The organism is Achromobacter sp. F4_2707, assembly GCF_047501535.1.
In the GTDB taxonomy this organism is placed as follows: Bacteria; Pseudomonadota; Gammaproteobacteria; order Burkholderiales; family Burkholderiaceae_B; genus Yanghanlia.
Genome location: NZ_JAZDRJ010000002.1, coordinates 45,117 through 57,024 on the forward strand (window position 1 = coordinate 45,117; position 11,908 = coordinate 57,024).

The following is an 11,908-nucleotide window of genomic DNA, read 5'->3' on the forward strand; positions in this document are numbered from 1 at the left end:
TGTCTTCATCGATAATAAGGGGCGATTCCCCTCTTCCAAGAAAACGAATTTCAATGAGCAAGCGCCGCAGCCAAGAACAATTCTTCCAGGAGCTTACGCAGTTACTGATTACCGAAGGTATTTCCAGGCTGACCATCGCTGAAATGGCTGCACGGCTGAAATGCTCAAGGCGCAGGCTTTATGAAATCGCCCCCAGCAAGGAAGAGATTTTCACCAAAGTCTGCGAACAGGTGTTCAACGGCAATTTGCAACGGAGTTTGCTGGCGGCAAGTAAGCAAGACAGGCCGGACGCAGCCATTTCCGTATACCTGCGCTCGGCGCTCAATAGCTCGGGCATGAGTAAAGCGGCTTTGATCGACCTGGACAACCTTGTCGAAGGTCGGGCGATTTTCGATGCCTATCAGAAAGCACGTATGCACGCCTTGCAGGACTTGATGCGCAAGGGAATGGAAGAAGGCGTGTTGATGCCCCACCATCCACGGGCGATATCAGAAGCCCTGCTCGGTGCGGCATTCAGGCTGAGAGATCAGAAATTCTTGGAAGAAGAGGGCTTGTCTATCGGGGACGCCTTCAATGAGTTCTACAACGTCATCCTGCACGGCCTGTTGAAGAGGCCGTAAGCCCCCTTCAACGCCCGCTCATTCAGCCAACTGGAAAAAAGGCAGAGTCCTGCCATCTTCAATCGGCATCATATGCGCTTGCACTGCGGCACCGATACGAATCTGGTCGGGTTCGGCCTTCAGCAGATTGCTGAGGATGATGGGGCCGTCGTCCAGACGCACATAGACCAACACATACGAAGGGTCGGCACGCTCCACTACGCTGTACGAATAGATTGTGCCTCGCCCGCTGCTTTCTACCCAATGGAGATCATCGCTGCCGCACAGCGGGCACACAACACGTGGGTACCAATGGGCCTTTTCGCACGCCTTGCAGCGTTTTAGCAGGAAGGTTCCCTCTGCTGCGGCAGCCCAAAATTCGCCGTTTTCCGGGTAGGCCTGGACAAAAGGGCTGTGTTGATAATCAGTCATTCCCATAAATCGCCCGCTACTCTCGTTCAAGAATGATGGTGGAATGCGCATGACCCACGCCTTGCACCAGCCCGGGCCCGGAAGCCAAAGCCAGATCGCAATCGGGGACTTGTACGCTGGGGTGGGCCTCGCCGCGCAGTTGCCGTACGGCTTCAATAAGTTTGGTCATGCCGCCTCGGTTCGACGGGTGGTTATTGCATAACCCCCCGCCGTCCGTGTTGAAGGGCAAACTGCCGCGGCCAGCGATTAAATTGCCTTCCGCAACAAATGGCCCGGCCTGCCCTTTCTTGCAAAAACCCAGGTCTTCCAGCTGCATCAGCACCATAATGGTGAAGTTGTCGTAAATGGAAGCGTATTTGATATCTTTTACGCCAACCCCCGCTTCTGCGAAGGCCATCGGGCCCGACACAGCGGCACCCGTTGTGGTGGCATCAAAATACCCGCCATTGCTGGTATTGATGGTTTCCCCCGTTCCCCGTATGGTGACCCGGGGCCGGTTCAGCCTGCGAGCAATCTCTGCACTGGTGACCACCAGCGCACCGCCTCCATCCGATATCACGCAACAATCCAAGCGACGCAAAGGGCTGGCAATCACAGGTGAAGCCAGTACATCTTCCACCGTTACCACGTTACGCAATACGGCGTGCTCGTTGTATTGCGCGTGCGTGGAGGCCGCCACCTTAACGGCGGCCAGATGCTCGGGCTTGGTGCCGAACTCGTGCATGTGACGATGCGCCAACATGCCATAAATGCCAGTGATAACAGGCTTGAAGGGAAGATCCCATGCCGTTTCAGGGCGCTCCGGGCCAAGCGCCCGCACTGCAGTGCCAGTGGCCATCCCCATACTTTTGGGGCGCCCCGCCAGCGTAATCAACGCCACGGAACACTTACCTTGGGCGATGGCCAGCGCCGCATGCCTGAGCAGCACCATGTAAGAACACCCGCCCAGCTCAGAACCATCCACCCATTTCAGCTTCAGGTTGAGGTATTCCACCATGGACAGCGGCCCGCCGCCCGGCACGTCGCCGGCACAAAAGTAGCCGTCAACATCGCGCGTACTGAGCCCGGCATCGCGCAACGCCCCCAATGCGCACTCTGCGTGGAGCTGCGTCACGGATTTATCCGGTCCGAAACGTGTGGGGTGTTCGTACGCACCAACGATATAGGCTTTCCCTTTCAAGCTCACGACCTGTCCTTAATTGATGGGAGCGATGTTGCCCTCACGAATGACGCGACCCCATTTCTCATACTCAGCGTTAACAAATTTCGTCACATCCTCAGGCGTAGCCGCCGGGCGCACCAGCGCGGCAACATCCAGGGTTTTCTGTAATGCCGGGTTGTTTTTCGCCTCTTCAAGCGCCGCATGCAGGCGCTCGATAATTTCCGGCGAAACGCCCTTGGGCGCGAACGCGGCGATCCAGCCAATGACTTCGAAGCCCGGCACACCCGCTTCCGATATCGTCGGGACATCCGGTAATGAGTCGACTCTTTGCGATGTTGTGACCGCGAGCGCCTTGATACGGCCCGATTGAATCTGGCTGACCGCGGCTCCGATATTGGCGAAACTGAAGTCCACATGACCGCCAATCAAAGCGCTCATGGCTTCGGAAGGGCCACCGTAAGGAACGTGCATGTAGTCCAGCCCTTCCACTTCCTGTTTGAGCAACTCTGCGGCCAGATGGGCAGAGCTGCCCACACTGCCCGAAGCATAGTTAGCCTCATCCTTTTTTTCCTTCATCAGCGCAATGAATTCTCCGAAGTTATTAGCGGGGAAATCATCTCGCACAATCAGCACATTGCCATTCGTGCCAAACAGCCCAATCGCCTGAAAATCCTTAAGCGGATCGTAAGGGACAGACTGCATTAACTGCGGGTTAATCGCATGGGTAACGTTCGTACCCAAGAGCATGGTGTAACCATCTGCCGGCGCTTTTGCCACGTGGTTGGCGCCAATGGTGGCGCCTGCGCCGGCCCGGTTCTCAACCACTATCGTGCCATTCAGCACTTCACTCATATGGTGGGCGTATGTGCGCCCGGTCAGGTCGGTGACCCCGCCCGGCCCGAAGGGCACGACGAGCTTTATCGGCTGGCTTGGGTAGTTTGTCTCAGCGTGGGCGGATGTACCGATCAACCCCGCCAACAACACGGCTGCGGCTCCCAGATATCGTTGCATTTTCATGTTGTCTCCTTGTGTTCAAAAAATTACGCCGTCAGATCTGGCGGATGGTGTTATCCCAGAACTGTTTCCTCAAAGTTTTTTTGTCTATCTTTCCAAGCGCGGTCAGCGGCAGTTCGTCCGTAAAAACTACCTGCTTGGGTGTTTCAACCGGACCCTTGCGTTGCATCACGTACTCGATCAACGCCGGCTCCGCACACGTTTCGCCATCTTTAAGCACGACAACGGCGGTCACCCTTTCCCCCCATTTCTCGTCCGGCACGCCGATTACGGCACACATGGCGACTTGTGGGTGTTGTGCCAGGCACGCTTCAACCTCGCTTGGGTAAACGTTGAACCCGCCTGAAATAATCATGTCCTTGGCGCGATCAACCAGGTACAGATAACCGTCTTCATCCATGCGGGCCATATCACCCGTGTGCAGCCAGCCACCAGCAAAGACCTTTTCCGTTTCCTCTGGTCGGTTCAGGTAGCCTTCCATCACCAGCGGGCCACGCACGCAGATTTCACCCACTTCCCCAACGAGAACGGGCTGCATCTGGGAGTCAAACAAACCGACACGGGTGCCAACCACCACTTTCCCACACGAAGCCAGCAAATGCGGCCGCTTAAGGTCGTGCTCTTTCTTAGGCAGATACGCAATCGTCATGGGTGCTTCCGCCTGGCCATACAACTGCCCAAATACCGGGCCAATGGCCTCAATGGCTTGGGCCAGCTTGGCTGGGGCGATAGGCGCTGCGCCGTACAGCACCAGTTCAAGCGACGATAGATCTCGCTGCTTAACCGCGGGCTCTTCTAGCAGGCCGTATATCTGTGTGGGAACCAAAAACGTCAGATTAATGCGGTGTTGCTCCACCAGCCTGCAAAAATCCGCCGTACTGAATTTTTCCATCAAGACCACGGTCCCGCCCTTGAGAAAGGTCGGTAGCAGCAGGCTGCCCGCCGCATGGGAAATCGGGGTCGTCACCAGATAACGCGGCGGCAACGGCCATTCATAGGTCGCCAGCATCTGCATAATCATGGTGACGGTGGTGCGATGCGTATGCCGTATACCTTTAGAACGCCCGGTCGTGCCGCCGGTGTAGGCGAGCCGGAACACCTCCTGGGGGTTATCCGACACCGGCATCGGGCCGGTCTCGCAGGAAGCGGATGCGCTGATCAACCCCGGTGCTTCCGGCGTGTCGTACAAACTCAATACGAGGGAAACGCTGGAAGCCAGTTCCGTCGCTCTTTCCGCATAACGGCTGTTATCCACGAGCAAAGCTTTGACACCTGCATCTTCCAGCACGAAACGATGGTCTGCCAGCGAAGCCAGGGGGTGCAGCGAAAGGTATTTCAACCCCAACAACTGCACGGCGAGAATCGCCACCACCGCCTCAAGGCGGTTGCCAAACAGCAGCGCGGCCGTGTCGCCTCGGCTCAGGCCCGCCTGCTGCAGTGCGCGTACCACCTGCCAGCATTTATCGCGCAACTCGCCATAGGTCATTTGCTCCTCGCCCGACGTCATGGCCACCTGCTGCGCAGGTTGGCTCAAGGCTCTTACAACAAGCTCGGCGACCGTCAGCCCCGCATGTACCGGGCTCCCCCTTTTCTGCATGATTTTGCTCTCTTGTTCTACAGTTGATAAATCAGCATAAAAGCCCAATCGGTACCAAGTCAAACTATTTGGTACCGCATGCGGGTAAACACCAAATCAGCCAGAAGAACGTTGCGGCGTACGTGCAAGCACTACGCCCCATATTTTGGCGGCACCCTGCGCCTTCAAGACATCGGCCACCGCACTCAAGGTGCTGCCGGTGGTCATGACATCGTCTACCACCACAACCTCTCGCCCCGCCACACCGGCCTGCGTACAGCGGTAAAGGCCACGCACGGCGTGGCGCCGGGCCTCGCGGCCTAAGGCTGTCTGACCCGCTCTTTCGCGGGTACGCTGCAGCAGCTCGGGGCGCCATTCCAGGCCAAGGCGGCGAGCCAGCGCACGCCCGACCTCACCCGCCGGGTTGTAGCCTCGTACTACCAAAGCGCGGCGGCTGGATGGGACGGCTGTGACCCATGCGCCAGCCCCGACCCCAAGCGGTGGCGCCGCTGCGGCGTCGAGTGAGCGCACCGCCTGGCAGCGCGCTGCCAACAAGCCAGCCAGCACGGGCACACAGGAGAACTGCCCGCGCCGCTTAAGGCGTTGAATCAGCAGATCTCCGGGCCAGGCATAATCAAAAGCCGCCACCACCCTTTCCAGCGCAGGCGTGAGAGCCGGGCAGTCGGCGCAATGAACGGAATCCGAGGCCAGCAAGCCATCGCAACGTTCACAACGCCGCTGGGCGGAGGCCATGGAATCACAGACGGCCTGCCGACAATAGCGGCACAAGCCGCCGGGCGTGCGTGTCCGGCACATCAAGCACGCCATAGGCAGCCTGTCTCGCACACAAAGCAGTCGCGCTTGAAATTCGCGCCATAGCGGCAGATAAGCCATAATGAAGAACTCCCGTCACAAAGCATCCTGATCTAAACACATGGGCCGTCGCCCGCCCAGCGTCAGTTCACGCAAATGTCACAGTCATTTCTTCCAATCAACGCCCAGCACGTGCGGCAACAATTCAACCGGCGCGCACCGTTGGACGACGCTCAATTTCTTTATGGTGAAATTTCCAACCGCATGCTGCACCGGCTCGGCTACATTCGCGTCAAGCCTGGCAAGCTGCTGGACGCCGGTTGTGGCGCCGGCCATGCCATTGAACCGCTGCGCGTGCATTATCCAGAAATGGAATACACAGGGCTTGATGCCAGCCCAGCCCTGCTAAAAGTCGCCAGAAAGCGTTTTCAGTCCAAACCGGGCCTGTGGCAAAGGCTGCGCAACAAACCCATGCTCCCGGTGGAATTCATCGAAGCCGACATGGCGGCCACGCCCCTGCCCCCTGAAAGCCAGGATCTCGTGTGGTCCAACATGGCTTTGCACTGGCACCCGGCGCCCCATGATGTGCTGACCGAATGGCGCCGCATCCTTAAACCCGGCGCATTGGTGATGTTTTCCAGCCTGGGGCCGGGCTCGTTTGCCGAGCTACGCGCCGCCGTGCAGCAGGCAGGGCTGGAAACCGCTACCCCACCCTATGTGGACATGCACGATTTCGGCGACATGCTGGTACAACTGGGTTTTTCCGACCCGGTTATGGACCAGGAAATCATTACGCTGACCTACCGCAATGCCGAAAAATTGCTTGAAGACGTTCGCCTGCTGGGCGGCAACCCCAACCCAGAAAGGCGCCCTGGCCTGCCTGGCCGCACATGGCGGCAACGGCTGCTGGATGCGCTGGATGCGCAGCGCGGCATGGACGGCCTTATCAAGCTCAGCCTGGAGGTCGCTTACGGCCACGCCTGGCGTGGCAACACGGTACGCGGCCCGTTCGGGGAAACGCGGATTTCCATCGCCTCCATCGGCCACAACCCGGCAAGCGGCGGCCCGACCGTCAAGCCGCGTCAGGAAGGCAGCAACAAGCCGTCCGGCGACGACACGGGCACTTGAAAGAAAAACGTCGGCCAAGGCCGACGTTTTAACTAAAGCAGCGCCCAGCGCCTGAAGCATTCAGGACGACGACGATGCCGCCAGGCTGCGGCGACGCGAAGCGTCGATGCCAAGCTGCTTAAGCTTGCGATACAGGTGGGTGCGTTCCAAGCCGGTGCGTTCCGAAACCCGCGTCATGCTGTGGTTTTCGCGGCCCAGATGGTATTCAAAATAAATGCGTTCGAATTCATCACGCGCATCGCGCAGCGGCTGATCAAGGGAAATCACGCTCAAGGGTGAGACGTTTTCATCCGCTGCAGAGGTATCGGCTTCGTCTTGAGACACTTGCTGGCCAGCCGCTGCAGCCGGCGCAGCCTGGTGCGCCCGCCGATTTGCCGCTTCACCGCCAACCAGCGGTGGTGCACTGGCTACGGCAGGCTTGGCCAGGGCTGCGGAAATCGTGCTCAGCAGCTTCTGCAGCGTAATGGGTTTTTCGAGGAAATCGGCCGCCCCAATACGGGTGGCTTCTACCGCAGTATCGACGGTGGCATGCCCGCTCATCATGATGACAGGCATATCCAGCAACCCTTGCGCGGCCCATTCCTTCAGCAAGCTGACACCATCGGTGTCAGGCATCCAGATATCCAGCAGGACGAGATCGGGGCGATAGTTCTGGCGGGCCGCACGCGCTTGTGCAGCATTTTCCGCAAGATCCACCGAATGACCTTCGTCGTAAAGGATTTCGGACAGAAGTTCGCGAATTCCAATTTCGTCGTCAACAACCAGAATTCTGGCCATATAGCCTCACCTAACTATTTTTACTCATTATCGTTTGCCTGAACGGCTACGTCCAGAGATGCGCTCTTGCCCGCCAGGCGCGTCAGCAGCAAGGACACCCGCGCACCGCCCTCTCGGCGGTTTGCAAGGTCGATACTGCCGCCGTGTTCTTCCATAATCTTCTTCACTATAGCAAGACCCAGGCCGGTTCCCGTCGCTTTAGTGGTCACATAGGGCTCAAAGACGCGATCCGCCACCTGTGGTTCAAAACCCGGGCCGTTATCCGTCACGGTAATACGAACCGCCTGACGCTGCGAATCATCGGCCGTCGGCGTCAGCACCAGCTTGGTCTGCACCGTGACGCAGGCCTGTTCGGCAGGCTGCCCTTGTACCGCCGCCTCACAAGCGTTAGCCAGCAGATTGTGAATAACCTGTCTCAATTGAGTCGTATCGCCCTCTACCAGCGGCAGATCGTCAGCGAAATCGACTTCCAGCACCACCCCCTGCCCCCGTGCCACGCCTTCTTCAGGGTCCCAACCGTATAGGGTCAGCACTTCGCCAATCAGGGCATTGACGTCCAGCGGCTGCATTTGCGCAGGCGGCGTGCGGGCGTATTCACGGAAATCATCCACCATTTTCTTCAATGACGCCACTTGATTGACGATGGTATTGGTGGAACGCTGCAGCATGGCCGCATCGGTTTCGTTCAAGCGGTCTGCCAGCTTCATCGCCAGACGCTCGGCGGACAGCTGAATCGGTGTCAGGGGATTCTTGATCTCGTGGGCAAGGCGGCGGGCCACTTCCCCCCATGCCACCGTACGGCTGGCGGAAATCACTTCGCTAATGTCATCAAACACTACCAGATAACCATTGCCGCGCCCGGCGATTCTTAGTTCCGTACCGCGCGCCAGAATCGTCACTACATGGTGGCGTGCCATTTCATCTTGGCCGGACACCTCCAGTTCGAACTGTTGCTGCCAATACTGGCGTTCGGAATCCATGGCCGCATGTGCGGCGAACGCCTTTTTAATGTGTTGCGACAGCTCGAAGGCTTCCTCCACCGTTTCCAGCGGCCTGCCCTGCACCGAACGCAAGTCGGCACGCAAAATAGACTGTGCGCCCTGGTTGAACATGGCAACGCGGAACATCTCATCAAAAACCAGCACGCCGGAAGACAGGTTGCCCAGCACCGATTCCAGGTAGACATTGCTGCGCTCCAGCTGCAGGCGGTTGCGCTCTACCTGCTGCCGGGCCTCTTCAAGCTGCCGCGTCATGGCGTTGAAGGAGCGCATCAGTTGGCCGATCTCATCGGTGCGTGGCGGTTCGGGCAGGGGCCGGTAATCGCCCACCCCCACAGCCTGCGTGCCACTGGCTAGCGCCAGCAAAGGCCGCACCAAGCGGCGCGAAATCGCCAGTGCCGCCACCACTGCAGCGAACACCGCCAGCAGCAGCGCCATGGTGAGCGTAATGCCATACAGTTTGCGCAGGCCCAGGCGCGAGAGCGCCAGTTCCTGGTAGTCGCGGAAACCTTCCTGCACCTGATTAGCGTTGTGGGCAATGAGGTCGGGCACCGGCTCAATCACTTGCAACCAGCGGGTATCGTGGGCAACCCCCAGCAGTTGCCCAAACTGGCCGCCGCTGTTAACTGGCACCACCACGCGCAGGCGCAAGCCGCCACTCTGACGCCCCTCCTCGTCACCCCCCATATTTGCAGGGCTTAGTTCAGCCGCTGCATAAGTACGGGAGACTCTCAGATGGTTGAAAACCGAAGGGGGGGGAAGATCCGGCACCAACTGGCCGAAGGTGGTGGAAGAAAACGCCACCAGCCGGCTGTTGCCCGTGAACACCATGGCTTCGGATATCTGATTGCTTTCGCGCAGAGCGCCAATCACCAAAGCCATATCGGCATCACTGCTGTTGCCCAGCCGCGCCGCCATGGTTTGCGCACGTACTTTGAGGTCGGCCAATTGCGTGTCCAGTGCTGCACGCCCCAGATTCAACCCTGCTTCCAGGGCGGTATCCACCCGCACGTTGAACCAAGACTCAATCGAACGCGACATAAACTGCACGGAAAGCACATAGATGAGCGCGCCGGGCAGGATGCCGATCAAGGTGAAATACAGAGCGAAGCGGGACGTCAGCCGGGCGCCGAACTGCCGCTTTCTGACTTGCCTGAGCAAGCGCCCGCCCAACACCACCACCCACGACAGCATGGCTGCCGCAAGAATACCGTTGAGGACCAGCAAAACGTCGTATTGCTGGGCAAAGCGCGAAGCATTACCCGTTGACCACACCAGCAGGCCCAGCAACGATAATGCGCTGATCGCCGCAACGACCAGAGCAATGCGCGAGGTCCAGCGCACTAGCGCGGAAGCTCGGCGTCGGAAATCGAAAAGCTGAAGTCTTTCCATGGGGTAGAAAGCGACCAGGCGCTGCTATTGATGGCATGCACCCTGAACGGGCGCGCCAAAAGCGAAGTATCCAACCGGACACGCATCCGGCCCGTGTAAAGCTCGCCCGTAGCCAACTCGGCGCTGGGCACCACGGCCCAATGCCGAATATGGCGTACCAGCGACAAGGCATCGTCAAGGGACGCTTCCGGCAAGGACAGTTCGCCCGTACCGATGCGCCATTGGCGGGTCAAGGCGTTATAGACGACCCGCCAGGTTTTCTGAGTTTTGATGATTTCTTTATCAAACCACCAACTGCGTGGCTTTGTGATTTCGATGTCGGCTGTGAAATACAGGGTGACGCCCCGCTCGGCTGAATAGCGCAACTCATCCGACAAAGGCAGATGCACTTCTGCATCGACATTCAGCCAGCCTTCGGACAACACAGGTTCAATGCTCAGAATGCGCGGGTCGCCCGATAACTCTTCCTGTGCATGCGCCATGCTCAGGAAAAAACACAGAACCAGGAAGAGCATTCGTCGCAACGGCATGACTACCTTGCAAGCTCGCACAAAGGAGACAACCGCCATTGTTGTCGAGTCACACACTCTTGGCAAACAACGCATAGAAAAAACCATCGCCAACGGCCAGCGCCCCGTTGTCGGCCAGCCCGTCGTCTTCAAACACACCTTGCGGCTCCAGAGGAAGGATCTGCCCCGGCGCGCCCAATCGCCGGGCATCGCCGTGGCGCTTTGCAAACGCGGCGGCCTGCAATTCGCCTTCTTCAGGAAAAAAAGAGCACGTGGCGTAAAGCAGGTTACCGCCGGGCTTTAGGGTGGCCCACAGAGCATCGACAATACGCCGCTGCAAAGACGCCGTACGGGCGATATCGTCTTCACGCCGCAGCCAGCGGATATCCGGGTGACGCCTGACCACGCCCGAAGCCGTACAAGGGACATCCGCCAAAATCGCATCAAAGGGCTGGCCGTCCCACCAGGCGTCAAGCTCAACCGCATCGGCGCATTTCAGGGCAACACTGTCGTGAGCCAGGCCCAGCCGTTGCAAGTTTTCACCCACACGCGCCAAGCGCTTGGGGTCGGAATCCAGGGCCGTTAACTGCAGATCGGCGCGTTCCAGCAGGTGCGCCGTTTTGCCGCCCGGCGCCGCGCAGGCATCCAACACCCGCATGCCGTCCGCCACCGGCAGCAACTGCCCCGCCTGCTGGGCAGAAAGGTCTTGTACCGACCACCAGCCTTGCTCAAAGCCGGGCAACGCCTGCACGGGCCGGGGCTCGGCCAACACAATGGCGTTCGGCCGGGGAGAACCGGCCTGAATCCCAGCGGCTCGAAAGGCGTCCAGAACGTGATCGACTGTGGCGCGACGCGCATTGACCCGCAGCGCCATCGGCCCGGGGCGGTTGGCTGCGGCCAGCAACGCTTCCCACTGAAGCGGGTAAGCCTGTTGCAAGCGCCCCACCCACCAGCGCGGATGATTGTATTGCGCTACCGGATCTTCCATGGCCTGCGCTAAAATAGTAGGCCTTTCGCGCAGGTAGCGACGCAACACACCATTAACCAGCCCCTTGAAAGGCTGCAGTTTCTTGTGGCGCCCGGTAGCCCGCACCGCTTGGTCTACAACCGTATGCGGCGCATAAATGGGCACTTCGCGGCCCAGGAGCGGCACGGCCTTGGGGTCGGCAGCTTCGGCAGCGGTATCCAGCAGGGCCAGCGCCACTTTAAGCAGGGCGTCCAGCAAAGCGTTGGGCGGCTTGCGCGGCACCAGGATTTCCCGCAAGGCGGTGGCGGTGCCCAGCCGGCGCATCACATGAAACGAAACGGCCTGCACTGAAGCCCGCAAGGGCGCGTCGGTGGCGGCCAAAGTGTCAGACAGCGAACGCCCCGCCAGCACCGCCTGCACATTCTGTGCAGTGGCCAGCAAAGTGTCTGAAAGCGAAATCCGGCCTGGCCGGGAAGGCGTATCCTGCACGTGCACGTAACCCACAAAGGGAAAATCGTATCATCTTTCACAACGAGCGCAT

At 59.2% G+C, this 11,908-nt stretch carries 11 protein-coding genes; 2 read left to right on the plus strand and 9 right to left on the minus strand.

Translation table 11 applies throughout. From position 1 onward, the window contains the following. Positions 1-53 precede the first annotated feature (53 nt). Positions 54-620 (plus strand): TetR/AcrR family transcriptional regulator, encoded by a 567-nt coding sequence (locus VRY85_RS02175; protein WP_414596966.1) that lies wholly within the window; start codon positions 54-56, stop codon positions 618-620. A gap of 18 nt (positions 621-638) precedes the next feature. Here VRY85_RS02175 and VRY85_RS02180 read toward each other — a convergent pair whose 3' ends face one another. The 5 genes from VRY85_RS02180 to VRY85_RS02200 form a co-directional block, all read right to left on the minus strand. Next, positions 639-1,031: a Zn-ribbon domain-containing OB-fold protein gene (locus tag VRY85_RS02180; protein WP_414596967.1), complete on the minus strand. Its 393-nt coding sequence runs from the start codon at positions 1,029-1,031 to the stop codon at positions 639-641. 16 nt (positions 1,032-1,047) lie between these two features. Then, the gene (locus tag VRY85_RS02185; protein ID WP_414596968.1) at positions 1,048-2,217 is read right to left on the minus strand and encodes a thiolase domain-containing protein; all 1,170 of its coding nucleotides are present in this window, start codon (positions 2,215-2,217) and stop codon (positions 1,048-1,050) included. A gap of 9 nt (positions 2,218-2,226) precedes the next feature. Further along, entirely contained in the window at positions 2,227-3,210 is a 984-nt protein-coding gene (locus VRY85_RS02190; RefSeq protein ID WP_414596969.1) for a Bug family tripartite tricarboxylate transporter substrate binding protein, read from the minus strand. Between the two features lie 31 nt (positions 3,211-3,241). Continuing rightward, a complete protein-coding gene (locus VRY85_RS02195; RefSeq protein ID WP_414596970.1) occupies positions 3,242-4,804 on the minus strand; it encodes an AMP-binding protein in 1,563 nt (520 codons plus the stop codon). Between the two features lie 96 nt (positions 4,805-4,900). Continuing rightward, entirely contained in the window at positions 4,901-5,677 is a 777-nt protein-coding gene (locus tag VRY85_RS02200) for a ComF family protein (RefSeq protein WP_414596971.1), read from the minus strand. Between the two features lie 75 nt (positions 5,678-5,752). Here VRY85_RS02200 and VRY85_RS02205 point away from each other — a divergent pair, with 75 nt between their 5' ends. Further along, the gene (locus VRY85_RS02205) at positions 5,753-6,724 is read left to right on the plus strand and encodes a methyltransferase domain-containing protein (RefSeq protein WP_414596972.1); all 972 of its coding nucleotides are present in this window, start codon (positions 5,753-5,755) and stop codon (positions 6,722-6,724) included. Positions 6,725-6,784: 60 nt separating this feature from the next. Here the strand turns inward: VRY85_RS02205 and VRY85_RS02210 are convergent, their stop codons facing one another. Genes VRY85_RS02210 through rsmB form a run of 4 tightly spaced genes read right to left on the minus strand, consistent with a single transcriptional unit; the run spans position 6,785 to position 11,862 of the window. Beyond that, positions 6,785-7,501, minus strand: coding sequence for a response regulator (locus VRY85_RS02210; RefSeq protein WP_414596973.1), 717 nt, complete (start codon positions 7,499-7,501; stop codon positions 6,785-6,787). A gap of 20 nt (positions 7,502-7,521) precedes the next feature. Continuing rightward, the gene (locus tag VRY85_RS02215; RefSeq protein ID WP_414597242.1) at positions 7,522-9,843 is read right to left on the minus strand and encodes an ATP-binding protein; all 2,322 of its coding nucleotides are present in this window, start codon (positions 9,841-9,843) and stop codon (positions 7,522-7,524) included. Next, positions 9,843-10,421: a DUF4390 domain-containing protein gene (locus tag VRY85_RS02220; RefSeq protein WP_414596974.1), complete on the minus strand. Its 579-nt coding sequence runs from the start codon at positions 10,419-10,421 to the stop codon at positions 9,843-9,845. Before VRY85_RS02220 ends, VRY85_RS02215 begins: the two co-directional genes overlap by 1 nt. A 49-nt stretch (positions 10,422-10,470) precedes the next feature. Beyond that, positions 10,471-11,862: a 16S rRNA (cytosine(967)-C(5))-methyltransferase RsmB gene (gene rsmB / locus VRY85_RS02225; RefSeq protein WP_414597243.1), complete on the minus strand. Its 1,392-nt coding sequence runs from the start codon at positions 11,860-11,862 to the stop codon at positions 10,471-10,473. Between the last annotated feature and the right edge of the window lie 46 nt (positions 11,863-11,908).